At 71.9% G+C, this 23,365-nt stretch carries 30 protein-coding genes; 8 read left to right on the top strand and 22 right to left on the bottom strand.

Annotation, left to right across the window (positions count from 1 at the left end):
- The first annotated feature begins 14 nt into the window (after positions 1-14).
- The gene (locus NYZ98_RS14150) at positions 15-1,490 is read left to right on the top strand and encodes an MFS transporter (protein ID WP_262843204.1); all 1,476 of its coding nucleotides are present in this window, start codon (positions 15-17) and stop codon (positions 1,488-1,490) included.
- Between the two features lie 52 nt (positions 1,491-1,542).
- Entirely contained in the window at positions 1,543-2,853 is a 1,311-nt protein-coding gene (locus tag NYZ98_RS14155; protein WP_262843205.1) for an FAD-binding oxidoreductase, read from the top strand.
- 418 nt (positions 2,854-3,271) lie between these two features.
- Here the strand turns inward: NYZ98_RS14155 and NYZ98_RS14160 are convergent, their stop codons facing one another.
- The 15 genes from NYZ98_RS14160 to NYZ98_RS14225 all read right to left on the bottom strand — a co-directional run bounded on the left by NYZ98_RS14160 (position 3,272) and on the right by NYZ98_RS14225 (position 9,975).
- A complete protein-coding gene (locus tag NYZ98_RS14160) occupies positions 3,272-3,439 on the bottom strand; it encodes a hypothetical protein (RefSeq protein ID WP_262843206.1) in 168 nt (55 codons plus the stop codon).
- Positions 3,364-3,774: a DUF4158 domain-containing protein gene (locus NYZ98_RS41520; protein ID WP_380707859.1), complete on the bottom strand. Its 411-nt coding sequence runs from the start codon at positions 3,772-3,774 to the stop codon at positions 3,364-3,366. The genes NYZ98_RS14160 and NYZ98_RS41520 overlap by 76 nt, the downstream gene beginning before the upstream one ends.
- 40 nt (positions 3,775-3,814) lie before the next feature.
- Positions 3,815-3,979, bottom strand: a complete 165-nt coding sequence (locus NYZ98_RS14165) for a hypothetical protein (RefSeq protein WP_262843207.1) — start codon at positions 3,977-3,979, stop codon at positions 3,815-3,817.
- Entirely contained in the window at positions 3,954-4,373 is a 420-nt protein-coding gene (locus NYZ98_RS14170) for a hypothetical protein (RefSeq protein ID WP_262843208.1), read from the bottom strand. Before NYZ98_RS14170 ends, NYZ98_RS14165 begins: the two co-directional genes overlap by 26 nt.
- Positions 4,370-4,552: a hypothetical protein gene (locus NYZ98_RS14175; RefSeq protein WP_262843209.1), complete on the bottom strand. Its 183-nt coding sequence runs from the start codon at positions 4,550-4,552 to the stop codon at positions 4,370-4,372. The genes NYZ98_RS14170 and NYZ98_RS14175 overlap by 4 nt, the downstream gene beginning before the upstream one ends.
- Positions 4,553-4,559: 7 nt before the next feature.
- On the bottom strand, positions 4,560-4,721 hold the full coding sequence (locus NYZ98_RS14180; protein WP_262843210.1) for a hypothetical protein: 162 nt from the start codon (positions 4,719-4,721) through the stop codon (positions 4,560-4,562).
- 4 nt (positions 4,722-4,725) lie between these two features.
- On the bottom strand, positions 4,726-4,866 hold the full coding sequence (locus tag NYZ98_RS14185) for a hypothetical protein (RefSeq protein ID WP_262843211.1): 141 nt from the start codon (positions 4,864-4,866) through the stop codon (positions 4,726-4,728).
- 245 nt (positions 4,867-5,111) lie between these two features.
- Positions 5,112-5,960 (bottom strand): NAD(P)H-binding protein, encoded by an 849-nt coding sequence (locus tag NYZ98_RS14190; RefSeq protein WP_262843212.1) that lies wholly within the window; start codon positions 5,958-5,960, stop codon positions 5,112-5,114.
- The gene (locus NYZ98_RS14195) at positions 5,957-6,880 is read right to left on the bottom strand and encodes an NAD(P)H-binding protein (RefSeq protein ID WP_262843213.1); all 924 of its coding nucleotides are present in this window, start codon (positions 6,878-6,880) and stop codon (positions 5,957-5,959) included. Before NYZ98_RS14195 ends, NYZ98_RS14190 begins: the two co-directional genes overlap by 4 nt.
- 202 nt (positions 6,881-7,082) lie before the next feature.
- Positions 7,083-7,409 (bottom strand): DUF1048 domain-containing protein, encoded by a 327-nt coding sequence (locus NYZ98_RS14200; RefSeq protein ID WP_262843214.1) that lies wholly within the window; start codon positions 7,407-7,409, stop codon positions 7,083-7,085.
- Position 7,410: 1 nt separating this feature from the next.
- The gene (locus NYZ98_RS14205) at positions 7,411-7,767 is read right to left on the bottom strand and encodes a DUF1048 domain-containing protein (protein WP_262843215.1); all 357 of its coding nucleotides are present in this window, start codon (positions 7,765-7,767) and stop codon (positions 7,411-7,413) included.
- Complete coding sequence (locus NYZ98_RS14210; protein ID WP_262843216.1) at positions 7,764-8,090, bottom strand: PadR family transcriptional regulator; 327 nt, start codon at positions 8,088-8,090, stop codon at positions 7,764-7,766. The genes NYZ98_RS14205 and NYZ98_RS14210 overlap by 4 nt, the downstream gene beginning before the upstream one ends.
- A gap of 142 nt (positions 8,091-8,232) precedes the next feature.
- Positions 8,233-8,544 carry a helix-turn-helix domain-containing protein gene (locus tag NYZ98_RS14215; protein ID WP_262843217.1) on the bottom strand — a complete coding sequence of 104 codons (312 nt, stop codon included), beginning with the start codon at positions 8,542-8,544 and terminating at the stop codon, positions 8,233-8,235.
- A gap of 362 nt (positions 8,545-8,906) precedes the next feature.
- Entirely contained in the window at positions 8,907-9,278 is a 372-nt protein-coding gene (locus NYZ98_RS14220) for a DUF4267 domain-containing protein (RefSeq protein ID WP_262843218.1), read from the bottom strand.
- A gap of 43 nt (positions 9,279-9,321) precedes the next feature.
- Positions 9,322-9,975: a hemerythrin domain-containing protein gene (locus NYZ98_RS14225; protein ID WP_262843219.1), complete on the bottom strand. Its 654-nt coding sequence runs from the start codon at positions 9,973-9,975 to the stop codon at positions 9,322-9,324.
- Positions 9,976-10,095: 120 nt separating this feature from the next.
- Here NYZ98_RS14225 and NYZ98_RS14230 point away from each other — a divergent pair, with 120 nt between their 5' ends.
- Positions 10,096-13,482, top strand: a complete 3,387-nt coding sequence (locus NYZ98_RS14230) for an ATP-binding protein (RefSeq protein WP_262843220.1) — start codon at positions 10,096-10,098, stop codon at positions 13,480-13,482.
- Between the two features lie 13 nt (positions 13,483-13,495).
- Here the strand turns inward: NYZ98_RS14230 and NYZ98_RS14235 are convergent, their stop codons facing one another.
- Both NYZ98_RS14235 and NYZ98_RS14240 read right to left on the bottom strand, forming a co-directional pair.
- Positions 13,496-14,848: an FAD-dependent oxidoreductase gene (locus NYZ98_RS14235; RefSeq protein ID WP_262843221.1), complete on the bottom strand. Its 1,353-nt coding sequence runs from the start codon at positions 14,846-14,848 to the stop codon at positions 13,496-13,498.
- A 1-nt stretch (position 14,849) separates the two neighbouring features.
- The gene (locus NYZ98_RS14240; protein WP_262843222.1) at positions 14,850-15,407 is read right to left on the bottom strand and encodes a PadR family transcriptional regulator; all 558 of its coding nucleotides are present in this window, start codon (positions 15,405-15,407) and stop codon (positions 14,850-14,852) included.
- A 234-nt stretch (positions 15,408-15,641) separates the two neighbouring features.
- On the opposite strand from NYZ98_RS14240, the gene NYZ98_RS14245 reads away from it, so the two are divergent.
- A complete protein-coding gene (locus tag NYZ98_RS14245) occupies positions 15,642-16,478 on the top strand; it encodes an alpha/beta hydrolase (RefSeq protein ID WP_262843223.1) in 837 nt (278 codons plus the stop codon).
- Positions 16,479-16,556: 78 nt separating this feature from the next.
- Here NYZ98_RS14245 and NYZ98_RS14250 read toward each other — a convergent pair whose 3' ends face one another.
- The 4 genes from NYZ98_RS14250 to NYZ98_RS14265 all read right to left on the bottom strand — a co-directional run bounded on the left by NYZ98_RS14250 (position 16,557) and on the right by NYZ98_RS14265 (position 18,979).
- On the bottom strand, positions 16,557-17,429 hold the full coding sequence (locus NYZ98_RS14250) for an alpha/beta fold hydrolase (protein WP_262843224.1): 873 nt from the start codon (positions 17,427-17,429) through the stop codon (positions 16,557-16,559).
- Positions 17,429-17,860: a helix-turn-helix domain-containing protein gene (locus tag NYZ98_RS14255; RefSeq protein WP_262843225.1), complete on the bottom strand. Its 432-nt coding sequence runs from the start codon at positions 17,858-17,860 to the stop codon at positions 17,429-17,431. Before NYZ98_RS14255 ends, NYZ98_RS14250 begins: the two co-directional genes overlap by 1 nt.
- 154 nt (positions 17,861-18,014) lie before the next feature.
- Complete coding sequence (locus NYZ98_RS14260) at positions 18,015-18,464, bottom strand: ribosomal protein L7/L12 (protein WP_262843226.1); 450 nt, start codon at positions 18,462-18,464, stop codon at positions 18,015-18,017.
- Between the two features lie 59 nt (positions 18,465-18,523).
- Positions 18,524-18,979, bottom strand: coding sequence for an Lrp/AsnC family transcriptional regulator (locus tag NYZ98_RS14265; RefSeq protein ID WP_262843227.1), 456 nt, complete (start codon positions 18,977-18,979; stop codon positions 18,524-18,526).
- 93 nt (positions 18,980-19,072) lie between these two features.
- Between NYZ98_RS14265 and NYZ98_RS14270 the strand changes: the two genes are divergently transcribed.
- From NYZ98_RS14270 to NYZ98_RS14280, 3 genes are all read left to right on the top strand, one after another.
- On the top strand, positions 19,073-19,942 hold the full coding sequence (locus NYZ98_RS14270) for a TIGR03619 family F420-dependent LLM class oxidoreductase (protein WP_262843228.1): 870 nt from the start codon (positions 19,073-19,075) through the stop codon (positions 19,940-19,942).
- Complete coding sequence (locus NYZ98_RS14275; protein WP_262843229.1) at positions 19,939-20,361, top strand: nucleoside deaminase; 423 nt, start codon at positions 19,939-19,941, stop codon at positions 20,359-20,361. Before NYZ98_RS14270 ends, NYZ98_RS14275 begins: the two co-directional genes overlap by 4 nt.
- A 207-nt stretch (positions 20,362-20,568) precedes the next feature.
- Positions 20,569-21,099, top strand: a complete 531-nt coding sequence (locus NYZ98_RS14280; protein ID WP_262843230.1) for a DUF302 domain-containing protein — start codon at positions 20,569-20,571, stop codon at positions 21,097-21,099.
- A 4-nt stretch (positions 21,100-21,103) separates the two neighbouring features.
- Here NYZ98_RS14280 and NYZ98_RS14285 read toward each other — a convergent pair whose 3' ends face one another.
- Entirely contained in the window at positions 21,104-22,567 is a 1,464-nt protein-coding gene (locus NYZ98_RS14285) for an MDR family MFS transporter (protein ID WP_262843231.1), read from the bottom strand.
- 90 nt (positions 22,568-22,657) lie between these two features.
- Between NYZ98_RS14285 and NYZ98_RS14290 the strand changes: the two genes are divergently transcribed.
- Positions 22,658-23,230, top strand: a complete 573-nt coding sequence (locus tag NYZ98_RS14290) for a TetR/AcrR family transcriptional regulator (protein WP_262843232.1) — start codon at positions 22,658-22,660, stop codon at positions 23,228-23,230.
- The last annotated feature ends 135 nt before the right edge of the window (positions 23,231-23,365 follow it).

The raw sequence follows: 23,365 nt of genomic DNA on the forward strand, positions 1-23,365 counted from the left end.
GAGGTATTTCTCGCATGTCTGACACCCAGGTAACGAAAGTTCGGTTCCGGCGTCCGGGGCTGACCCTGGCGCTGCTGGCGTTCGCCCAGCTGATCATCTCCATCGATTACAACATCGTGTACGTGGCACTGCCGGAGATCGGCGACGGCCTGGGATTCTCAGCGCAGACCCTGCAATGGGTGATCAGCGCGTACGCGGTCGCCTTCGGTGGATTCCTGCTGCTGGGTGGGCGGGCCTGTGACCTGTTCGGGCCTCGCCGGCTGTTCGTCCTCGGTCTGACGTTGTACGCGGTGTCGTCGCTGGCGGGGGGACTGGCCACCTCGCCCGGGCCGCTGGTGGCCGCGCGGGTGGTGCAGGGTCTGGGCGGGGCGCTGTTGTTCCCCGCCACCCTCACACTGGTCAGCTCCGGCTTCGCTGAGGGCCGTGAGCGCAACCGGGCGTTCGCAGTGTGGGGCACCGCCGGAGGAAGCGGCATGATCTTGGGTTCACTGCTGGGCGGAGTGCTCACCCAGGCGTTCGGCTGGCCGGCGGTGTTCTACGTCAACGTGCCGCTGGCCACGGTCGCGGCGCTGCTGGCCTTCCCGCTGATCACGCCCGGCGTCGCGGCCGGTTCGGTCCGGGCGCCCGGCCGTCGGTTCGATCTGGCGGGCGCACTGACCGCCACCGCCGGCATCACCCTGGTGGTGTTCACCCTCGTGCAAGGGCCCGAGTCGGGCTGGTCCGCCCCGGGCATTGTCGTCGCCGCGGTGGCCGGGGTGATCCTGCTGGCCGCGTTCGTCGCGATCGAGCGGCGCAGCGACGATCCCCTGCTGCCGTTGCGGCTGCTGCGCGGTCGTGACCTGGGCACCGGGGTGCTCGTCACCTTCTTCTACATGGGGACCTTCGGTACCCTGCTGTACTTCCTGACCGTCTACTTCCAGGTGGTGCACGGCTACGGCGCGCTGCAGACCGGCCTGGCATTCCTGATCCCGATGGCCGCCATCGTCGCCGGGTCGCAGAGCGCCGGGCGACTGTCGACCGCACTTGGCGCCCGCACCACCATGATCGCCAGTCTGGTCGTCGGCGTGCTGGGCGCGCTGTGGGTCGGCGCGACCCTGGCCTCCGGCGCCTCCTACACCGCCCTGATCCCGGGCCTAGTGATCCTTGGCCTGGGCCAGGGCGCGGGTTACACGCTGATGTTCGGTGCCGCGACCGCCGCGACCGCTCCACACGAGCAGGGCATCGCCTCGGGAGTGGCCTCCACCGCCCAGCAGGTCGGCGGCGCCGTCGGCCTGGCTGTCCTGGTCGCCGTCGCCAATGCCGGAACCCACGGCCTGACCGGCCAGGCCCTGCGCGCCGCCACCACTGACGGCCTGCGCACCGCCGTCTTCGTCGCCGCCGCCGGTATCGCCGTCACCGCCCTGATCGCTCTCGGCTTCACCCCCGCCCGCCGGGCCACCGCCGGCACCTTCCCCGGCAATGCCGCCGACGCGAGCTCGATCGTGGCCTGATTCCCTCCGCGGCCCCACTGGCCTCGTCTCCGACACACGAAAGAAGAAGATCATGAGCAACCTCAACGACCTGCGGTCCATCATCCGGGGCCGCGTGCTGCTGGCCGGCGACGACGGCTTCGAGCGGGTCCGTCGGCCGTGGAACCTGGCCGTCGAGCAGCCGGTGGGCGCGGTGGTCGAGGCCGCCGACGCCGACGACGTGGTGGCCCTGGTCCAATACGCTCGCGACGCCGGGCTGACGATATCGGCCCAGCCCAGCGGCCACGGCGCCACCGGCGACGTGGCCGGGGTGATCCTGCTGCGCACCGGGCGGCTGAACCAGATGCGGGTGAACCCGGACACGCGCACCGCCCGCGTCGGCGCGGGCGTGAGGTGGGGGCAGGTGCAGGCCGTCGCCGGGCCGTACGGCCTGACCGGGCTGCCGGGCAGTTCCCCGGTGGTCAGCGTGGCCGGCTACACCCTCGGTGGCGGCCTCAGCTGGTTCGGCCGCAAGCACGGATGGGCCGCCGACAGCGTCACCGCCTTCGAGGTCGTAGATGCCGACGGCGTCCGGGCCCGGGTCACCGCCGACTCCGACGCCGAGCTGTTCTGGGCGCTGCGGGGTGGCGGCGGCGACTTCGCGCTCGTCACCGCGATTGAGTTTGACCTGCACCCGGCGCCCCGCCTTTACGGAGGGCGCGTGCTGTGGCCCGCCGAGCGGGCGCCGGAGGTGCTGGAGGTGTTCCGGGAGATCACCGCCACCGCACCCGAGGAGCTCACCGCCTGGTACGACCTGCTGCAGTTCCCCGGATCACCGCCACTGGTCGCCGTGGACGTCACCTACCTGGGCGATGAGGCCGAGGGGCGGGCGCTCCTGCGTCCCCTGGACCGGATCACCGCTCTGATCTCCGACAGCCGCGCCCCCCTGCCGGTGGCCGAACTGGGCGCCATCACCGCCGAGCCGACCGACCCCGGGCCTGGCCTGTCCCACGGTGAACTGCTGACCGATCTGGATGACATCGCCACCAAAGCCCTGCTGTCGGCACCCATCGACCCGCTGCTCAGCGTGCAGATCCGGCACCTGGGCGGCGCGCTGGCCCAGCCCTCCGACAGCCCCGCGGGAGCTCTCACCGAGCCCTACTCCCTTTACCTGTTCGGCGTGCCGTCCACACCACACGCCGCGACCGCGATCCGCACCAGGCGGCAGGAGATCACCCAGGCCCTCGCTCCCTACCTCGGCGGGCGCAAGCCCTACACCTACCTGGCCCCCGGAGAAACAGCCGCGACCGCCTTCACCCCCGGCACATTGGCCCGGCTCCGGGAGATCAAGCAGCGGCGCGACCCCCGGGGAGTGTTCCGCAGCAACTTCCCGGTGCTCACCTGATCACACGGGTCAGGGGTATTGCGGGATCGACCCATCGACCCCATCGCAGCTCCTCGATACAAGCCGCTGACCTGTGTCTTCTCTCGCAGTCGCGGCCGGTGACACCTTTCTTGACGGCACCCCAACGTGGCCAGAACCAGCGCGCCGGGCCGGATCACCGTGACCGCCATCAGGTACTCGCGCGCCAGGTTGAACAACAGCGTCGGCGAGTCGTGCTCCATCGCCCGGTCCAGCAGGGGTGTCACTGGGGCGACCCCGCGTAATCAACACTCGCCTATTTGGCTGTGGTTGAGACCGAGGTCGTCACGGGGAGTGGTCGTCGCCGGTGTCAGGTGAGGCTCTGGGCGAGGTAGAGGCTGGCGACGGCGATCGCCAGGCCGCCGAGCAGGAGGCGGAGGGCGGTTTCGGAGAGGTGGGGCTAGAGGCGGGCTCCGAGGTAACCGCCGAGTAGTCCGCCTGCTCCGCAGGCGATGCCGAGGGTCCAGTCGGGGGCGATGTCGCCGCCGGTGGTCAGGGAGAGCAAGCCGTAGGTGAGCGCTCCGGCGATCGAGGCCAGCGCGGCGGGCGCGACCGTGGCCATCGGCATCCCACGGCTGATGAGGATCGGGCCGAGGATCGAGCCGCCGCCGATGCCATGGTCACCAGCTGGAGCGCGAACCCGAGTTTCATGTGCTCGCCGCGCCGCCGCCCGACCAGCGCCCGGTCCTCGTCATCGAGAAAGAACACCCACTCCAGATCAGCCTGCGCCGGCGGCCCCGCGAACCGCCCGTACGCCGCCGCCTCATCATCAGTCAAGAACTCCACAGGCATACGCCGCAAAGTAGGGCCGACCCACCGGTAACCAACCCCGACCCACCGGTAATCAACCCCGAGCCACCGAACCGTTACAAGATCTGCGTCCCGCCCGGACGCCGTCCGCATCAGAACGGCCAGTCACGATAAGAGGCGCCCGCCGGGCTCCTTAACGTGACTGGCCGTTCGGTTGCTGCTCAAGGGCCGTGTACTGGCGGTCGACCTCGGCAGACGTCAGATGGCGCAGCAGGCCCTCGATCATCGAGGAGGTGAACTCGCCGGTGAAGGCGGTGGCGTGGTCGACGTTCTTAATCAGGTCCAGCAGGTCGATCACGCCCCATCGGCGGGCGATCTCCTTCTTCAGCGCCTCTAGGTTCTCCGGCTCGATCTGCTTGCCCAGGGCCGGCGGCGCTGGACCGGCTGACAAGGGGCTGAAGAAGAACACCACCGGCGTCGTAGCGCTTCAGCAGCGCCAGAGCGTCCATCACCGGCCGGAACACCTCGTTGCCGCACCCGAACGTCACCGCTTTGAGCAGCTTGGGCAGCCCGCGCCGGTAGTGATGGGAGTAGGAGCCGCGCTGCTTGGTTCGCACCCGGGTGCGTAGCTCTTTCTCGTTCGCCTTGGCCTCGGCGATGATGTCGGCCTGCCGCACCTGGCACAACGCGGCCAGCAGCGTGATGCGCACCGGCGCCGCCGCCGCCTCGAAATCGGAGGGATACATCTTCATCGCCCGGGCCGCCAGCCCGCCACGATCTTCTCCGAGACCCCCTCAAACAACGCGGCCGGCAGACCGATCGCCTTCACCCGCTCCAACTTCACGATCTCCGCCAGCAACGTGTCCAGCTGAAACGATCCTGGATCCTCCTTCAGCTCCTGCAAGAACGCGCGCCAGCCGCCACTGGCCACCGCAGGCTCAGTCCCCTGCAGGGGCATCCTCTCCGGCGACCGGGACGCCAACCGGGGGAACGTCGGCGACGATCAGCTCTTCCAGCTTTCCGACCGACTCGAACGACAGGCGTTCCACAGTCGTGGCGGTGAAGTTCCGCTCGAACATCGCCTCGGCCGCACCCAGCACGCGTTCAATCCGGGTCGTCTTCGGCGGCTCGATCCGGTCTTCGCCGGCAGCGCGCCAACAACGCGCCGCGCAGCCGATCCCGCGAGATCTCCACCGGACAGATCTTGGTGGCCAGCCAGTCGGCGAGCTTGTCCTCGTCTCCCACCGTCGGCCCTCCGAGGCGTGATCGCGACGTAGCGTACCTGAGATAAAACACTCAGTTACATATGTCCGCCCCAAGTTGGCCATCCATCCCACGAACGACCCGAACAATGATCACGCAGAGCTACATCACCCCTGGTGACGGCGACCCGAGCGCCGGGCCTGGTTGTCCTCCTCACGCTGTCGGCTCGAGCTGGTTGGTGGTGATTGACGGGAGTTCAGGTGGCGTCGATCGAGAAATGGCCCTTTCTATGGAATGGGCTGTTCGAAGTCCGCCGCATGATCCGCCGCCCACCGCGCGAAGGTGCGACCGGGACGGCCGGTGAGACGCTGTACGACGGCGGCTCGCTCCTCGTCGACGGGTGCGGGGCCGCGTGCGGACTCCGCCCACATTCCGAACAGCACGTCGACGACCTCCGCCGGATAACCATCCTGAATCCACCCGTCGCGGGCCTGTGTCGGATCCTGCTCCTCGAATCGGATCTCCTGCCCGATCGCCACCCCGATCGCCTTCACCTGCTCGGCCACGGTGAGCGCCTCGGGTCCGGCGAAGGTGTACGTCATGCCCGCGTGGCCGTCTTCGGCCAGGACCGTGGCGGCCACCGCGGCGACGTCGGCCTCGTGGGTGGGTTGGGTCACCGCGCCGCCGTAGGGCCGGCGCACCACCCGCTCGGTACGCACCCGCTGCGCCCAGTCCAACCAGTTGCCCGCGAACTCACCCGGCCGCAGGTGCGTCCACTCAAGCCCGGACTCCTCCACCGCCCGTTCGACGATTCGGTAGCCGCTCCCGAACATGTCGTTGTCGGCCTCCGCTCCGGACAAGACCACCACCCGCCGGACGCCGGCCCGCTTCGCCATCGCGACGACGTCGGAGACCGCGTGCGGAACGGGGAACAAGTACATCCGCTCGACGCCCCGCAGGGCGGCCCGCAGTGACTCGGGCCGCTCCAGGTCGCCCTCGACCACGGTGACCCCTTCGGGCAGCCCGGCGGCCACGGGCCGGCGGGTGAGTGCGCGCACATCGTGACCCGCCTTCAGCAGTTGGCCGACGACCTCCCGGCCCACCAGACCGGTCGCTCCGGTCACCAGGATCGTCATGCCGCCTCCTCCGTACGTCCGGCCGGACGGAAGTCCGCCGCGTGGTCGAGGGCCCACCGCGCGAAGGTACGCGCGGGGCGTCCGGTGATCTGCTGGAAGGTGGTGGTCGGCGGGAGCGATCCCGGCCCGTCGACCGCCGCGGCCAGCAACTCGATCCGCCAGTCGGCCATCTCCGGCGGGTGACCGTCCTGAAGCCACCGCTCGCGGGCCTGCTCCGGTGTCAGTTCCTCGAAGCGGATCTCTTCCCCGATCGCCCTGCCGATCGCCTTCACCTGCTCGGCCTGCGAGATCTTCGCCGGACCGGTGATCGTGTACGCGGCGCCGGCGTGGGAGTCGCCCAGCAGTGCCGCGACCGCCACCTCGGCGATGTCGGCCTCGTGGACCAGCGGATATCCGGCGGTGCCGTACGGTTCACGCACCACCAGCTCGGCGCGGATCCGCTCCGCCCATCCCAGGGCGTTGACCGCGAGCAGCCCCGGTCGCACGTGGGTCCATTCGGCGTTGGTGGCCTCCACCATCAGCTCCAGCTCTCGATGAGCCTGCCGTTCCTCGGCGAGGTGGCGCCGGAGCGGGCTGAGGCTCCGGTCACCCGGCTCGTCACCGGGGGCGAATCCAGCCGCCGCGGCGGAGTGCACCACGAACCTGCGAACACCCGCCTTCGCCGCCTGTCCGACGAACCCGGCCCCGGGCTCCGAGGCGACATAGGCGAAGGGGAACAGGTAGACGCGCTCTATTTCGTCCAGCACGTCCGGCCAGGTCTCAGGCCGCTCGAAATCCCCGTACACCACCTCGACCCCGTCGGTGAGGCGCGCGGCCCGCGGATCGCGGGTCATGGCCCGCACCCGCTGACCGGCACCCACCAGCTGATCCACTACACGGCGGCCGATGTTCCCGGTCGCACCTGTCACTAGAATCGTCACGTTGCTCCTTCGGTTGCTGACTGGATGACAACAGACCGCCGTCGCGTCGTGGCCCTTCGCGGCGGCGGTCGTTCCCGGGATGCTAGGTCGGTTTCCGAGCGGCCGCACATGGATCGTTCCAGCGGTGACTCCGGCCGCGGCGGCTCGCTAACGCCGCTGGCCGTTCGGTTGCTGCTCGACCCCCCTCTCCCGGTGGTACGGGTCACTTCTCGGCGGTGCCGGGTTTCCCGCTGATGGACTTCTGATAGATCTCCGCGTAGGTGGGCGAGTCCTTGATCAGGTCGTCGCAGAAGCCGGCGACGTCGGGGCCGATGAGTTCCAGGACTCCTCTGCCGGTCGCGACGCCCTCCTCGAAGAAGTCGACGATCCCCGGGAGCAGGGGCCCGTCGAGCAGGCCGATCGGTCCGATCTTGAAGAGGTACTTCTGGATCTCCTTGTAGACGATCTGGTAGTCCGGCGGGAGCGCCTTGACCCGTGCCAGGTGCGCCCGCCACTGCTTCTTGCCCTCGATGATGTCCTGGATGCCCACGTCAGCCTCCTAGCCGGCCCAGTTTCCTCGCGACGTTCCTGTTCAGCTGGTCGCGCCACCGGTCGCGATAGGTCCGCGCTCCTCGTCCGCCGGCCAGCGCCGCGCAGAAGCCCGCGATGTCGTCGCCCAGCACCTCGTGGACGGTCTGCCCGTCGGCCGCGGTCTCTTCGAGCAGCCCCAGGGCGCCGTCGAGAATCGGCATCAGGTTCCGGCCGGTGAAGTCCCCGTAGGGAAAAAGATGGCCCTTGATCTCTTCCCACGCCGCCCGGTGGTCGGCGGGCAGCACCGCGGCCCGGGCTTCGAAGGCCTTGTATTCCCTGGTGAGATCGCTGCCGGTCATGGTCTCCCACAGGTTCATCTGCCGCCCTCCTTGAGCTTGGCGATCCGTGATGTGAGGTACTCCCATTTCGCCCAGAACACGGCGAGTTCGTCGCGCCCCGCGTCGTTGAGCGTGTAGAACTTGCGCGGCGGGCCCAGCTCGGACGGTCGTTTCGTGGCCTTGACGAGCCCGTTCTTCTCCAGTCGCAGCAGGATGGTGTAGACCGTCCCCTCGACGACGTCGGTGAAGCCGAGTTCGTTCAGCCGGCGTGTGATGGCGTACCCGTAGGTCTCCTCGCCGCCGATGATCTCGAGCACGCAGCCCTCGAGCGTGCCTTTCAGCATCTCCGTCAGGTCGTCCATCGTGGTCCTCTTCGATCCTGTTGGTACTCTTTGGCACCGAGTACCACTATACGGTACCACGGAGTAGTGAGCCGCTGCCAGTGAGCGGGGGGAAGCATCGTCCGATGCGGTACCTGATCGGCGACCGGCCTTGCGAGGTCCCTCAGGAGGTGTCGCGGTCGCGCCGGAGTTCGGTGTTGATGCGCTGGGCTTCGGCGAGCTGGTCTTCCAGGATGATGATGCGGCAGGCGGCGTCCAGGGCGGTGCCCTGGTCGAGGAGTTCGCGGGCGCGGGCGGCCAGGCGGAGCTGGTAGCGGGAGTAGCGGCGGTGGCCGCCCTCGGAGCGTTGCGGCTCGATCAGTTTGGCGGCGCCCAGGTTGCGCAGGAACGCCTGGGTGACGCCGAGCATCTCGGCGGCCCGGCCCATGCTGTAGGCGGGGTAGTCCTCGTCGTCGAACCGGTGATCTTGGTCCATACAGTCTTCCTGACACTCTTCCCGGAATGCCAGCAGGGGCCCCGGGGGGGGGGGGCGCGCGGGGCCCCACGAGGTTCAACACCATCTATCGGCCCGGAGGCCGAGCTGTCTTGTCCGCGTCGGCCGCCCGTTGGGGGCGGGGATGCGGGGATCGCGTGAGCGTGACCGTAGACCACCTTCCAATCCGTGGGACTGCGGTACCCGTGCGGCGAACATCAGCCGGCGACGGGCGATCCTGATGGCGTTCAACTCTCCTTCGCTCTTGCTGGCTTACGTGTTTTGCTCTCACAGAAACACTACTTCCACGCACCAGGAATGTCTACTGCCGCGACTGCAGACTTTCGGTACCGGGGGATCTGGGTTCAGAGGGCGAAGAGCAGGGCGGCGTCGACCAGCACGAGCACGGCGGTGGCGAAGTGGATGCCGAAGGCCACCGCCTTGGTGCCGCCGCTGCGCAGGACGATGAGGGTGTCTCCGAGGGGGCTCAGGGCGACGACCAGCATGAACCATGCCTCGGCGTGGGCGCCGGCGAAGGCCAGCAGCGCGAGGCCGAGGATGCCGTAGCCGAGGTCGCGCACGCCCTTGACGGTCAGGTACGCGGAGTCCCCGTCCGGCTTGGCCGGAACGCCGTATCCGGCGGCCGCGGCGACGGGCACCAGCAGGAACCGCGCGCCGATGAAGACGACGAGGAGGTTGAGCGCGATGGCCAGGCCGTACGCGATGGGGGTGAGCATGGTCTTCTCCTTGGGTGGAAGGTGGTTCGGCGGGGAGGCGGGTTCAGCCGCGGACGCGCCGCATGCGGCGGGCGTGGCGGGGCCGGCCGACGGCGTGCCAGATCATCCGCACAGGCCAGGGGAGACCGGCGAGGATCATGGCCCGTTCGCCGGCGTCGGCGTCCTCGAGCACGAGGCCGAAGAGCGTGAGCAGCGTGGGCTTGGGGGTGTTGGCCACCAGGTGCTCGCCCAGGGCCTGCCACTCCTTCGGTGACAGGTGCCGCGCCGCGAGCGGAAGGAGGTGGTCCTCCTCGTCGTCGAGGTGCTCCACCAGCACCGCCCGGTGTTGCACGAGCGCGGCCACCAGGGCGTCGCGTTCGTCGGCTCCGGCGGCCCGCCGCCAGGCGGCCATGGCGGCGTCGAGCGTGCCGAGGGTGGCGGCGATCCGCTCGTGCTGGGCCTCCATGCGGAGCACGACCTCGGCGTCCAGGTCGACCCGGGCGAGCAGGAGCGGCCACAGCAGCTCGTCCTCGCCCTCGTGGTGGTTGCGCAGCCCGAGCCGGTAGTCGCCGAAGTGGCCGGCGAGCACCCGGGCGCGGCCGGTGTCGCCCGGGGCGACCGCCGCGACGAGGCCGGCGAGCAGCCGCGCCTCGCGGCGGAGGGCGCGGTGGACGACCACCATCTCCTGGGTGTCGACGGTCTCGCGGGCGATGGTCATGGGGTTTGCCTTTCGTCGGTTCCGTGCGCTGGGACCAGATTCCGCCGGGGGCCTTGGAGGTCGTTTGGAGTCGTCATGGAACCGGGCCGCCCCGGCCGGGCGGCTACGATGTGCGGCGTCATGGTCTTGATCAGGGTGCTCGGCTCCTTCGCGGCGGAGGCCGGCGGCGTCGCGGTCCCCCTCGGGGGTCCGCGGCAGCGCGGGGTCCTCGCCCTGCTGGTGGCCGCGCGCGGGCAGGTCGTGTCGGTCGACCGGCTGGTGGAGGACCTGTGGCGCGGCGAACCACCCGCCAGGGCCGTGACCTCCCTGCAGGCGTACGTGTCCAACCTGCGGCGGCTGCTGGAGCCGGGACGGCCGCCGCGGTCCCCCGCCCGGCTCCTGGTCAGCGCGCCTCCCGGTTACGCGCTGCGCCTCCCGCCCGAGGCGGTGGACGCCTGGCGCTTCGAGGACCTGCTGGGCCGGGCCCGCGCGGCCGGCGGCCCGGTGGCCGCCAGGGCACTGCTGGCCGAGGCGCTGGGGCTGTGGCGGGGACCGGCGTTCGCCGAGGTGGCCGACGAGCCGTGGGCCGCCGACGAGACGGCGCGCCTCGGCGAGCTGCGGCTGGCCGCGCGGGAACTTCACGTGGCGGCCGGCCTGGGCGCGGGGGACGTCGCCGCGGTGGTGCCCGAGGCCGGGCGGCTCACCCGCGACGAGCCGCTGCGGGAGGAGGGCTGGCGGCTGCACGCCCTGGCCCTGTGGGGCAGCGGACGGCAGGCCGACGCGCTGGCGGCGCTCCGCCGCGCGCGTGAGGTGTTCGCGACGGACCTCGGCCTCGATCCCGGCCCTGAGCTGGCCACGCTCGAAGAGGCGATCCTGGCGCAGCGCATGGAGGTGCTGCGCGCGTCGGTGCCGGGCCCGGGGGAGCGGCCACCGGTCCTCCCGAGCACGACCGCGACCGCGCCCGTGCCGCCGCGCGAGCAGGCCCGGGACGCGGCCACGCCGGCGGCGGAACCGTTCGTCGGGCGGGACGCCGAGCTGTCGGCGCTGGTCGCGGCCGCGGCGGCGGTCATCACCGCGGGGCCCCGGGTCGCGCTGGTGACCGGGGAGGCGGGGCTGGGGAAGTCCGCCCTGCTCGGACGGCTGACCGAGCGCCTGGAGCGGGACGGCTGGCTCGTCGCGACCGGTCGCTGCCCCGACGCCGAAGGCGCCCCGCCGGCGTGGGCCTGGGCCGAGGTGGCGCGTGAGGTGGCCGGGAGCGTGCCGCCGCCCGGGGAGGCCGCCGCCGACCTCGCACCGCTGCTGACCGACGCGGCCGGCCCGGGCGGTGCCGACCCCACCGAAGGACGGTTCCGGCTCCACCGGGCGGTGTGGTCCTGGCTCGCGGCGGTGGCCCGGCGGCGCCCGCTGGCCGTCGTCCTCGACGACCTGCACTGGGCCGACGCCCAGACGCTGGCGATGCTGGGCGGGGCCGCCGACGTGCGCGCGCCGATCCTCCTGGTGGCCGCCTACCGCCCCGGCGAGGTCGGCGGGCGCCTCACCGAGGCCCTGGCCGTCCTCGCCCGGTCCGCGCCGCTGCGGCTCGCCTTGACCGGGCTGCCCGGGCGGGAGGTGGCCGAGCTGGTCCGCGGGGTGTGCGCCGCCGACGACGCGACCGTGGCCGCGCTGGCCGAGCGGACCGGCGGCAACCCCTTCTACGTGCGCGAGAGCGCCCGGCTGCTGAGCAGCGAGGGCGCCCTGGTGGCGCTGTCCGACGTGCCGGAAGGGGTGCGGGACGTGCTGCGGCGCCGGCTCGCCCGGCTTCCCGAGCCGGTGGTCGCCGTGCTGCGGCTGGCGGCGGTCGCCGGGCGGGAGGCGGAGGTGGACGTGCTCGTGGGCGCCGCCGACATCGGCGAGGCCGGCGTGCTGGACGCGCTGGAGGCCGGTCTCATCGCCGGGCTGCTGGTCGAACCCGGTCCGGGCCGGGTCAGGTTCGTTCACGCGCTCGTGCGGGACACGCTGGTCGCCGACGTGAGCCGGTTGCGGGCCGCCCGGATGCACGGGCGGATCGCCGCCGCCCTGGACCGCGCCGGACGTGGCGAGGACCCGGCCGGGCTCGCGGCGCTGGCCCATCACTACGGCCGGGCGGCGTCGGCGGCGACCGCGGCCAAGGCCGTGGAGTACGGCGTGCGGGCCGCCGAGACGGCCGAGGCCCGGTACGCCCATGACGTGGCGGTCGCCCTGCTCACCGACGCGGTGGCGGGCTTCGACCGGATGCCCCCCGAGGACCGCGACCCGGGCGGGCGCGTCGGCCTGCTCGGCCGGCTGCTGCGGGCCCAGGTGCGCGCCGGCGCGGTCGCGGCCGCCCGGGAGACCCGGCGGCGGGCCGTGGAGTTCGCCGAGTCGGTTCACCGCGACGACCTGATGATCGCCGCGTTCACGGCGTGGACCGAGCCGACCCCGTGGCAGACCCGCCCCTACGGTGTCGTGGACCGGCCCATCGTGAGGCGGCTGAGCCGCCTGCTCGCGCGGCCCGATCTCGATCCTGCGGATCGGTGCCGGTTGCTGGAGGCCTACACCCATGAGCTGATGGGCGAGGCCGATCCGACGGCGCGGGCCGCCGCCGAGGAGGCGCTCGCCCTGTCCGCCACCCTCGGCGATCCCCGGCTGAGGGCGGGGGCGATCGCGGCGCTGGCCCGCGACCAGGACGACCTCGAGCTGCCCGGCCGGGCCGAGTTGTGCCTGGAGCTCACCGAGATCGGCGTCGAGCACGACCTGCCCGCCTACCGGGTGGCCGGGCTGCTGGTGCGGGCGAACGCGGCCGCTGCGATGAACGACGTGCCGGAGCTGCGCCGGCTGATCGGCGAGACGCTGGATCTGGCCCGCGCCTACCGGATGGCCGAGGCGGTCGGTGTGTGCGAGTGCGCGCTGGCGATGTTCGCGCACATCGAGGGCAGGTTCGGCGAGGCGGAGCGGCTGTACACCGAGGCGGCCGGGCGGATGGCCGGGCATGGTTCGCTGCACGCCGCCGGATACCTCGTGCTCGCGCTGGCCGCCGTCGAGGTCTCGCGCGGACGCCTCGCCGAGGTCGTCCCCGCCGCCCGTGCGCTGCTCGAGGAGTACGGCCCGTTCGCCGCCGATCTGCTCGCCGTGGCGCTGGCCGCCGCCGGGCGGACCGAGGAGGCCCGGCGGGTCCGCGAGCGGGCCGTGGCGATCCGGCCCGACTTCTTCTTCGCGCTTTTCGCGACGCTGCGGGCGATGGCCGTGGTCGCGCTCGGCGAGCGGGACGCCGCTGCGGAGCTGTACGCGGCCCTGCTGCCGCACCGGGACGGCCCGCCCGCCGGGGTCACGAGCCTGTCGCTGGCCCTGCGCCCGGTCGCGCACACCCTCGGTGAGCTGGCCCTGCTGCTGGGCCGCGACGACGAGGCGGCCGGCCATTTCACCCGGTCGGTCGCCGTCGCCGAGCTGTGGGGTGCGGCGCATTGGGCCGACGAGGCGCGCGAGGCCCTGGCGGCGCTCGACGGCCGCTCCGCGCGACCGCCTCGCCGCTAGCCGTTCTCGCGGATCAGCGTCCGGCGAGCAGGCGTTCGGGTTCCTGGGGGGTGCCGTCGGCCCACAGGCCGCCGAAGCTCATCCGCTTCAACGGGCCGGCGAGGTCGCAGGCGCGGAACCAGCCCTTGGCGGCGTGCCGCAGCACGGGGTTGCCGGAGATCATGAACTCGGTGAGCCGGGCGGCGGTGCGGACGGCGCGGAAGCCGTGGTCGCGCATCTGTTCCTCGTAGGCGGCCACGGCCGGGACCAGCGTGTCCTCGCCGCGGTGGACGGTGGCCAGGTGTCTGGCGAGCAGCGCCGCGTCGCGCAGGGCGACGTTGGCGCCGAAGCCCATGGCGGGGGTCATGCTGTGGATGGCGTCTCCGAGCAGGGTGACGTTCGTGGCCGGCCACGGCCGGATCGGGACCGAGGTCTTGAACGGCATGAGCTGGACGCTGGCGGGGTCGGCTTCGGCGAGCATCCTGCGCAGGTCGGGGTGCCAGCCGGTGGTGAGGGCGGCGGCCAGGCGCTTAAGGCCGTCGCCGTCGAGGGTCGCGGCGTCGCGCGGGTAGGCGTCGCGGTGGGCGATGACGGCGAACAGGACGTAGTCCTCCATCTCATCGGCGAGGGAGCGCAGGTCGAGGCCGAACGGGGCGAGGCCGGCGACGTCGCCGAGGTTGTCCAGGGTGTGCCGTTTGCCGGTGAAGGAGGCCGTGAACATGGCGCACCCCTTCGGCGGGAGCACCAGGTTGAGCCCTTCCTGGAAGCCGGGCGGCAGCCACCGCCGGGTGGCCGGGGTGAGGGGGAGCCGGCCGCCCACCGCGACCGCGTCGGTCAGGACGCGCCCGGCGTGCGGCAGGTACTGGCGGCGGACGGTGGAGCCGGCGCCGTCGGCGCCGACCAGGACGTCGGCGGTGGCGGAGGTGCCGTCGGCGAAGAACGCGGTGACGCGTCCGTCGGGTCGTGTCTCGTAGCGCTGGAAGGTCTTGCCGAAGTGGACGACGTCGTCCATGCCCGCCATGAGGAGCCTGCGCAGGACGACGCGGCTGGCGGCGTGGTGGACGTCGGCGGGGCCGGTGGCTCCGCCGCTCATGACGCCTTCCTCGACGAACACCAGTTCCTCGAGGTGTTCGGTCTGGAAGCGGAACCCGGGTCCGGGGTGGCCTGCGGTGGCGACGAACGCCTCCCACAGCGGGCGGGGAAGGCACTGGCGCAGCGATCGTCCGCCCATCTGGTTGACGTGGATGCGGTAGCCGCGCACCCAGTCGCGGGGTTCGGCGTCGCGTTCGTAGACCCGCACGGCGACGCCGGCCCGCGTCAGGCCCTGGGCCAGGCACATGCCGCCGATGCCGCCGCCGATGACGATCACTTCTGGTGGGGTGGGCATGTCAGGCCTCCTGGCCGGTGGGGGTGGGTGCGTGCGGGAGTTCGTCGAGCAGTCGCTGGTGCCAGGCCACCTCGGTCCGCAGGCGCATGAAGGAGTGCTCCAGGCCGAGTGACTCCAGGGCCGTCAGGTGGGGGGCGGCCGTCTCTTTCAGGCGGGCCCACTTCTGCACCTCGGCGGTCAGGGCCGCGAGCCGGTCCATGATGATCGTGCGCAGTTCCGCCGGGGGCAGGTCCTGGCTGAGCTGCAGGGCCAGGTCGACGGGGTCGGGGGTCAGGCGGGTGTCGCGCAGGGTGGCGGTGCGCAGGTCGGCCAGTTCGAGGTGGCCGTCCTCGGTGATCGCGTAGATCGTGCGCGCCGGCAGGTTGCCCTCCTGTTCGGTGCGCACCTCCTCGATGACGCCTTCGGCGGCCATGCGGTGCAGGGCGCCGTACAGGGAGCCGACCTTGATGTCGGCCCACAGCTCGGTGCGGTCGGTCTGGGCGTTCTGCCGGATCTGGTGCCCGTGCATGGGTCCGCTCCTGGCCAGGGCGCCGAGGATGAACAGGCGGGTGCTTGACATGCGAGTACTCAAACACGAGTAGTCGGCGGTAGTCAAGTACGAGTACTCTCGTGCGAGTATTTCGGGACCCGGGCCGTGCCGGGGGCGGTGAACACTTCGGGAACCTCGTGTCACGGGCGCCCACCTGGTCTCTTCGGGTTCAGGTGGCGAGGCTAGGGTGGGCGGCGGCAGCCCGCCGGAGCACGGGCCCGTCCCACGGGTCCGTCCGTTCCGCGATCAAAGGAGTCCCCGGCAATGACCACCGCACACGACGTCGAACAGATCGAAAGCGCCAACGCCGCGGGCCTCACCCCGGTCGTGTTCATCCACGGCCTGTGGCTGCTGCCCAGCAGCTGGGACCGGTGGGCCACGGTCTTCGCCGAGGCCGGGTTCGCGCCGGTCGCGCCGGGCTGGCCCGACGACCCCGAGACGGTCGCCGAGGCCAACGCCCACCCGGAGGTGTTCGCCAACAAGACCGTCGGGCAGGTCGCCGACCACTACGAGGAACTGATCGGCAAGCTGGTGAAGAAGCCCGTGGTGGTCGGGCACTCCTTCGGAGGGCTGCTGACCCAGATCCTCGCCGGTCGCGGGCTGTCGGCGGTGTCGGTGGCGATCGACCCCGCGCCGTTCCGCGGCGTGCTGCCGCTGCCGATCTCCGCGCTGCGCGCCTCCAGCGCCGTGCTGGGCAACCCGGCGAACCGGCACCGCGCCGTGCCGCTCACCTACGACCAGTTCCGGTACGCCTTCGCCAACGCGGTGACCGAGGAGGAGGCCAAGGAGCTGTACGAGACCTACGCGGTGCCAGCGGCCGGCGCCCCGCTGTTCCAGGCCGCCGCCGCGAACCTCAACCCCTGGACCGAGGCCAAGGTCGACACCGACAACCCCGCGCGGGGCCCGCTGCTGATCATCTCGGGGGAGAAGGACCACACGGTCCCGTGGTCGATCGCCAACGCCTCCTACAAGCAGCAGAAGGACAACCAGGCCGTCACCGAGATCGTCGAGATCCCCGGGCGGGGGCACGCGCTGACCATCGACAGCGGCTGGCGCGAGGTCGCCGACACCGCGCTCGCCTTCGTCAAGCGCTTCGCGTAACCCGGGTCCGTCAAGCGCCTCGGGCCGGTCAGGAGAGCCGTCGCCGTCACGGCGGCGGCGCCTCAGGTCGCCGGCGCCTCAGACCGGGCGGGCGGCCTCGTCGGGGGCGAGCAGGAAGTCCAGGACGGGCCCGGTCTGCCCGCGCAACAGGTGCCCCTCCTCGGGCAGGAACCGCACGGTCGCCTGGGGGACGTTCTCCTCCAGGCGGCGGCGGGTCCCGGCGGAGTCCATCAGCGCGTCGCGGCCCCCGGCGACGGCCAGCACCGGCATGGCCAGGCCGCGCAGGGCGTCGTCGGTGAACACCGGGAGCCGGTCGCGCCGGTACCGGAAGTGCCGGTCGACGAGCTGCATGTAGTCGGCGACCGCCCGCTCCTCGGGCGTCGCGGGCCCGGTGGTGCCGAGGACCTTCCGCATGGTCGTGCGCCTGCCCCACCGGCCGAACGGCATCAGCAGCAGGGCCAGCAGCAGCACGCCGTACCTCTGCCCGCCGACGCCGCCGGGGCACAGCACCGCCACGCGCCCGACCCGGCCGGGTCGGCGGATGGCGTAGTCCAGCGCCAGCCAGCCGCCGAGCGACACCCCGACCAGCGCCGCGCTCTCGACGCCGAGGCCGGCCAGCACGTCGTCCAGCCACAGCGCGTAGGCGCCGGAGTCCAGCGGGGGGCGCGACGGCGCGGACAGGCCCGGCTCGCCGATCATGTCGACCGCGTACAGGCGCAGGTGCTCCGACCAGGCGGTGACGTCGTCCGCCCACATCGCGGCGTTGGCCCCCGAACCGTGCATGAGCAGCACGGGGGGCGCGTCGGCCGGCCCGCAGGCCACCACGAAGGTCTCGCCTTCGCGGGTGGGGACGCGCAGGTGCTCGCTGGGCACCGGCCACTGGTCCAGGAACTCGCGGTAGCGCCGCTCGAGGACGCGCGCGCCCTCGGCGGAGGTGTGGATGCCGGTCATCAGGTGTCTCCCGTCAGCGTTTCGATGATCTTGAGCAGGTCGGCGGTGCTTCCGGCGCCGCCCAGGATGATGATCTTCAGGACGGCGCGCTCCTCGTCGTAGACCGTCTCGACGCGCAGGCGCCCGTCCTCCTGCGGGCGGCCGTTGACGGCGGCCAGCAGCGTGTTGCTCAGGCGGCTCATCGCCTCGCCGCTGATGGCGTCGACCTGGACGATGGCGGACACCTCGACGTGGCGCCTGCGCCTGGCGGTCTCGGCGGCGGGCGGTGCCACGGGGTGGCCGGTGAAGGCGTCCAGGTCCTCGCGGGCGATCCGGTACTGCTTGCCGATGCGGACCGCCTTCAGCCGCCCGTCGCGCACGTAGCCGCGCACCGTCTTGACGTGCAGGCCCAGCAGGTTCGCCACCTGGTCGACCGAGTACGGCTGCGACACTCGCGTCCCCTTCCCTCAGATGCTCTTTCCTTCCCTATACTGCCCTATTCGAGGGAAGAATAAAAGACTTTAGAGAAGGTCGCCGGGCATGACGAAGCCGGCGTCGGGCTGATGGGCGGGTGGCCCGGAGGTCAGAGGCTCCGGGCGCCGGAGGTCAGAGGCTCTGGACGAACGACTCGGCGGCGTGCTGGTCCATGCCGGTCTCGCCGCGGACCAGGAAGATCGCCCGTTCGGTCTGGCCGGCGGCCTTGAGCCCGCGCACGCGGGTGGCGAGGTCGGTGGCGTCGGCGGGGGCGAGCTCCTGGGGGAGGGGCCGGAACCGGAACATGGCGGGATGGCTCCACAGGTCGCGTCCGAGGGCCACGCCGTCGACGATCTCCTTGGAGCTCCTCAGGTCGAGCCCGGTGAACTGCCGGATCTCCTTGATGGCCTGGATCTTCTGACCTTCGCGCACCAGCCAGGTGACCGTCTGGTGCAGCGCCTCGGGCGTGGAGACGGCCGGGACGGCGGGCGCGGAGGCCCCCTTGAGTGCGCCCCTCAGCACGACGCCGGCGACGACACCTGCCACGATCAGGAAGATCAGGAACAGTAAGATCATTTCCATGGGCCCAAGGCTCGGCATGGCCGGATTCTACGGCCGGAGCGCGCGCCGCGCGCCGGTCCTCAGGAGGCCACGGGCCCCCGCGGTCCTCGGTAGGGCAGCGTCTGGCTGTAGACCAGGCTGGTGTTGGTGCTGCCGAACCTGGCCAGCTCGTTGACGAGCTCCTCAAGGTGACCCATGGAGGTCGCGGCGACCTTCAGCGTGTAGCAGTCGTCGCCGGTGGTGCGCAGGCACTCCAGGATCTCGGAACGCTCCTCTAGCAGCGCGTGCAGCGGCTGGTGCCGGCTGCCGGGATACTTCAGGCGCACCACCGCGAGCACCGCGAAACCGGCCTTGGTCAGGTCGACCCTGGCGTGGTAGCCGGTGATCACCCCGGCCGTCTCCAGCCGCTTGACCCGCTCGGTGGTCGCCGAGGCGCTGAGGTTCACCCGCCGCCCCAGTTCGGTGAGGGGGATGCGCCCGTCCTGCTGGACCTCGACGAGGATCGACCAGTCCGTCGCGTCAAGACTCTCGGTCATACGGCGAAGATACCGGCACATCCACGGCCGGACCGCTTGTACGCCGGGAGAAGCTCCTTCCGGGAGATCATGATCGGTCGATAGCCTGAGCGGGTGCGAATCGGAGTGAACGTCCCGAATTTCGGGCCCGGTACCGGCCCCGGCGTGCTGCGCGAGTGGGCGCGGACGGTGGAGGACCTGGGGTTCGACCTGCTCATGGTCTCCGACCACGTCGCGGTGACCCCCGACGTGGCCGAGCAGTACCCGGCGCCGTTCTACGAGCCGTTCACCACCCTGTCCTGGCTGGCCGGCGTCACCACCCGGGTCCGGCTCGGCACCACCGTGCTCATCGTGCCCTACCGCCACCCGCTGCTCGTGGCCCGGATGGCCGCCAACCTCAACGACCTCAGCGGCGGGCGGCTGGTCCTCGGCGTGGGCGTCGGGTGGGCGCGGCAGGAGTTCGACGCGCTCGGGGTCGCGTTCCGGCGGCGCGGGGCGCTGACCGACGAGCACCTGCGGGCGGTGCGCGCCGCGTGGCGGGACCAGGACGACTACCGGGGCGGGCGGGTGCCGATCTGGGTCGGCGGCAACAGCGACGCCGGGCTGCGCCGGGCCGTGCTCCTGGGCGAGGCGTGGCATCCGCTGCGGTTCACCCTGCCCTGGCTGGAGGACGCGCTGGTCCGGCTGAAGGCCATCGCCGGCGAGCACGACCGGCCGGTCCCCGCGCTGACGCCCCGCATCGCCCTGCGGCTCACCGCCGCCCCGGTGACCGGGCCCGGGCGGCTCGCCGGGGAGGGCACGATCGAGCAGGTGGGCGACGACCTGGAGCGCCTGCGCCTGCTCGGTTCCGACACCGTCGTGCTCGACCCGTTCGGCGGCGACCCCGAGGAGACCCGCCGCCCGCAGGAGGCGTGGCGGATGCTCACGACGGTGGCCGACCGGTTCGGCCAGGATCTTCACCACCCACGAATGGAGCACCAGTGACGAACGAGGACGAACTTCTGCTGCGCAGGGCCATCGGGCTGGCCGGTTCCGCCCGGGAGGGCGGCAACCCGCCGTTCGGGTCGCTCCTGGCGGACGCGGAGGGCAAGGTGCTGGTCGAGGAGCGCAACACGGTGCTCACCGACGGGGACATCACCGCCCATCCCGAGCTGAAACTGGCGCGGTGGGCGGCCCGGGAGCTGGACCCGGAAACGGCGGCGGCCACCACCATGTACACCAGTTGCCAGCCGTGCGGCATGTGCGCGGGGGCCATCGAGCGCGCCCACCTGGGCCGGGTGGTGTTCGCGCTGTCCACCGAGCAGCTCACCACCCTCAAGCCGCCGGTCACCGTCACCGGCGCCCGCCTGGACGGTCCCGCCCTGTTCGAGGAGGCGCGCGTCCCGGTCGAGGGCTACTACTGAGGTCCCGGCCCTGGCGTGCGGTGCTCCGCCTGGTCCTTTCCCCGCCGGGCCGGGTCCGCCCGGCCAGGGGAAAGGATGGGGCACCGGACGTCGACGGGTCCGTCAGGACGGGTGTCCGGTGCCGCTGGACGGGTCACATGTATCTGGGATGATCCGTGGGCTTCCCGGCTCCGCTCATGTCCCGACATGTCCGGAGGAGTCGTGAAAATGGATGCCAGGGTGCGAAGCGTCCCGCACGAGGTGAACCGTCTGGCCGTCGCCGCCGACGAGCCGTTCGACGTCTTCCGCGACCGGTACGAGCGCGCGGTGCCCGAGTTCGACATCGACGTCTTCCAGCGGCTCGTCGACGAGGCCGCCGGCTGGGACGCCGTCCTGCGGGCGACCGCCGAGGCCGCCCCGCACGACTTCCTCATCTACTGGAGCGGGGACTTCGCCGCGCTCCTCGGGCTGGCCGGGGAGCACCGGCGCTGCGTGCAGTACCTGATGGGGAACCACACGATCGTCCAGCGGATGTACCACCACGACGCCTCCGTCATGCTGTACGCCCCGCTCCGGACGGCGATCTACGAGGACGCGGAGGGCCGGACCTGGTTCACCGTGGACCAGCCCAGCACCCGGTTCTCCAGCTTCGGCCGGCCCGAGATCGCCGAGGTCGGCGTCGAGCTGGACCGCAAGCTCGCGGCCCTGCTCGGCCACCTCCAGATGCCGGTCCCGGCCTCCCTGAACGCGCCCGCCTGACGGCTCAGGCGGAGACGGCGGGCTCGGGTTCGGTGGCGGTGGCGGGGGCCGGTGGCCTGGGGCGGCCGGGCAGGAGCAGGCACAGCGGGACGGCGGCGGCGGTGAAGGCCACCGACCACCAGAAGGCGCCGCCGAAACCGGCGGCCAGGGCGCCCGGGGTGCGGGCGTCGCCGGTGGTGTGCTGCAGGACGACGGCCAGGACGGCGATGCCCGCCGAGCCGCCGAGCTGCTGGGCGACGCGGGTGATGATGCTGGCGTCGGGGATCTCCTTGTGTTCCAGGCCGAAGTAGGCGGCGCCGGCGAGCGGGATCACGGCGGTGCCCATGCCGAGGCCGCGGACGAGCAGCGCGGCCATGAGCGGGATCTCGCCGGTGCCGGCGGTGACGAAGGCGAACGGCACGGTGGCCGCCGCGACGACGGCGAACCCGGCCAAAGCGACCCAGCGGGGGCCGACGCGGTCGGTGTACCGGCCGGCCAGGGTGCGCGCGAGGAGCGCGCCGACGCCCTGCGGGATGAGCAGCAGCCCGGCGCCGAGGGCGTCCTGGCCGCGGACCTGCTGGAAGTACAGGGGCAGCAGCAGCATCGCCCCGTACAGGGTGACGCCGGTCAGGAAGCCGAGGGCGGAGGCCGAGGACAGCGCGCGGTGGCGGAAGAGCCGCAGGTTGACCAGGGCGCCGGTGGTGCGGGTCAGTGCCCAGGCGGTGAAGCCGCCGACCAGGGCGATCCCGCCGGCCAGCGGGACCAGGACCTCGGCGGCGGCGAAGCCCGCGCTGCCCCCGACCCGGGAGAGGCCGTAGATGACGGCGGCGACGCCGGGGGAGAGCAGGAGCAGGCCGACGACGTCCAGATGGGCGCGGGGGCCGCCTGCCGCCGGCCGGTCGTCGGGCAGGTTGCGCCAGGCGAGCCAGGCACCGACGACGCAGAAGGGGATGTTGACGAGGAACAGCCAGTGCCGGTCGGCCAGGTTCAGGATGAGGCCGCCGAGGACCGGGCCGAGGATCGGGCCGAGCGCGGTGGGCAGGGTGATGGTGGCCATGACCCTGCCGATGTTGCGGCCCCTGGCGGCCTGCATGATCAGCGTGACCACGAGCGGCATCATGATGCCGCCTCCGATGCCCTGGACGACGCGGAAGGCGATGAGGCTGAGCGCGTCCCACGCCAGCGCGCACAGGATCGAGCCGAGCAGGAACACGCCCAGGGACGCGATCCACAGACGTTTGCCGCCCAGGCGGGACTGGGCCCAGCCGGCGAGCGGGATGGTGACGAACATCGCCAGCAGGTAGCCGGTGCTCACCCACTGGATCGTGGACAGCGGGGCGTGCAGCTCGCCGGCCAGGTCGTCGAGGGCGACGCTGACGATGGTGGTGTCGAAGACGACGGCGAGGGCGCCGACGATGATGGTGAACGCCATGCGCCACACGGCGGGGTCGACGTCCGCCGAGGGCGCGGAACCGTTGGGAGTGCTCACGAACAACCACCTAAGATACAGAGTCCTATCTTACGGCTGTCACAGTAGAGCGCTAGAATAAGATAGGCAAGTCTATCCAAGGAGGTGCGGATGCCCGAGCGGCGCCGCGGGGCGGCACTGGAGAAGGCGCTCCTCGATGCGGCCTGGGAAGAGCTCACCGACAACGGCTACGCCAGGTTCACCATGGACGCCGTCGTCCAGCGCGCGGGCACCAGCCCTCCGGTCCTCTACCGCCGCTGGTCCAACCGCGACGAGCTCGTCCGGGCGGCCGTCCTCCACACCCTGAGCGACCACCGCCGCGTCGAGCTGCCCGACACGGGAAGCCTGCGGGGGGACATCCTCACCCTCATGCGCGAGCTCAACGCCACCCGGGTCCAGCTCGTCACCGTCATCAGCGTGCAGCTGGCGGACTACTACCAGCAGACCGGGACCAGCCCCAGCGACCTGCGCGACTCCCTGCTGAAGGGGCGCAGGACGACCGTCGACGTGCTCCTGGACCGCGCCGTCGGCCGCGGCGAGGTCAAACCGGAACGCCTCACCGAGCGCGTCAGGTCCCTGCCCTTCGACCTGCTGCGCCACGACATCCTCATGACCTTCGCCCCCGTGCCCGACCACGTCCTCGAAGAGATCGTCGACACGGTCTTCCTGCCCCTGGTGAGCTGACCGCCGGTTGAGATCCGGCCGGCGTCGCGCGCGATGTCCGCTGACCGTCCCCCGGAATCCGGACCGCCCTGGTGGCGTCTCTACGGGCATCGGCCGGTTCCGTCGGCGCCGTCACGGGAATCTGACAGACTCCCG

This window comes from Sphaerisporangium corydalis, assembly GCF_025506355.1.
Taxonomy (GTDB): Bacteria; Actinomycetota; Actinomycetes; order Streptosporangiales; family Streptosporangiaceae; genus Sphaerisporangium; species Sphaerisporangium corydalis.

Coding starts and splice junctions, on each gene's coding strand:
- NYZ98_RS14155 (WP_262843205.1), top strand. CDS start 1,543: ATGAGCAACCTCAACGACCTGCGGTCCATCATCCGGGGCCGCGTGCTG.
- NYZ98_RS14225 (WP_262843219.1), bottom strand. CDS start 9,975: ATGACCATCGCCCGCGAGACCGTCGACACCCAGGAGATGGTGGTCGTC.
- NYZ98_RS14205 (WP_262843215.1), bottom strand. CDS start 7,767: ATGAACCTGTGGGAGACCATGACCGGCAGCGATCTCACCAGGGAATAC.
- NYZ98_RS14245 (WP_262843223.1), top strand. CDS start 15,642: ATGACCACCGCACACGACGTCGAACAGATCGAAAGCGCCAACGCCGCG.
- NYZ98_RS14220 (WP_262843218.1), bottom strand. CDS start 9,278: ATGCTCACCCCCATCGCGTACGGCCTGGCCATCGCGCTCAACCTCCTC.
- NYZ98_RS14230 (WP_262843220.1), top strand. CDS start 10,096: ATGGTCTTGATCAGGGTGCTCGGCTCCTTCGCGGCGGAGGCCGGCGGC.
- NYZ98_RS14260 (WP_262843226.1), bottom strand. CDS start 18,464: ATGGAAATGATCTTACTGTTCCTGATCTTCCTGATCGTGGCAGGTGTC.
- NYZ98_RS14190 (WP_262843212.1), bottom strand. CDS start 5,960: ATGACGATCCTGGTGACCGGAGCGACCGGTCTGGTGGGCCGGGAGGTC.
- NYZ98_RS14280 (WP_262843230.1), top strand. CDS start 20,569: ATGGATGCCAGGGTGCGAAGCGTCCCGCACGAGGTGAACCGTCTGGCC.
- NYZ98_RS14250 (WP_262843224.1), bottom strand. CDS start 17,429: ATGACCGGCATCCACACCTCCGCCGAGGGCGCGCGCGTCCTCGAGCGG.
- NYZ98_RS14210 (WP_262843216.1), bottom strand. CDS start 8,090: ATGGACGACCTGACGGAGATGCTGAAAGGCACGCTCGAGGGCTGCGTG.
- NYZ98_RS14215 (WP_262843217.1), bottom strand. CDS start 8,544: ATGGACCAAGATCACCGGTTCGACGACGAGGACTACCCCGCCTACAGC.
- NYZ98_RS14170 (WP_262843208.1), bottom strand. CDS start 4,373: ATGAAGATGTATCCCTCCGATTTCGAGGCGGCGGCGGCGCCGGTGCGC.
- NYZ98_RS14160 (WP_262843206.1), bottom strand. CDS start 3,439: ATGCCGATGGCCACGGTCGCGCCCGCCGCGCTGGCCTCGATCGCCGGA.
- NYZ98_RS14290 (WP_262843232.1), top strand. CDS start 22,658: ATGCCCGAGCGGCGCCGCGGGGCGGCACTGGAGAAGGCGCTCCTCGAT.
- NYZ98_RS14150 (WP_262843204.1), top strand. CDS start 15: ATGTCTGACACCCAGGTAACGAAAGTTCGGTTCCGGCGTCCGGGGCTG.
- NYZ98_RS14265 (WP_262843227.1), bottom strand. CDS start 18,979: ATGACCGAGAGTCTTGACGCGACGGACTGGTCGATCCTCGTCGAGGTC.
- NYZ98_RS14235 (WP_262843221.1), bottom strand. CDS start 14,848: ATGCCCACCCCACCAGAAGTGATCGTCATCGGCGGCGGCATCGGCGGC.
- NYZ98_RS41520 (WP_380707859.1), bottom strand. CDS start 3,774: ATGCGGACGGCGTCCGGGCGGGACGCAGATCTTGTAACGGTTCGGTGG.
- NYZ98_RS14240 (WP_262843222.1), bottom strand. CDS start 15,407: ATGTCAAGCACCCGCCTGTTCATCCTCGGCGCCCTGGCCAGGAGCGGA.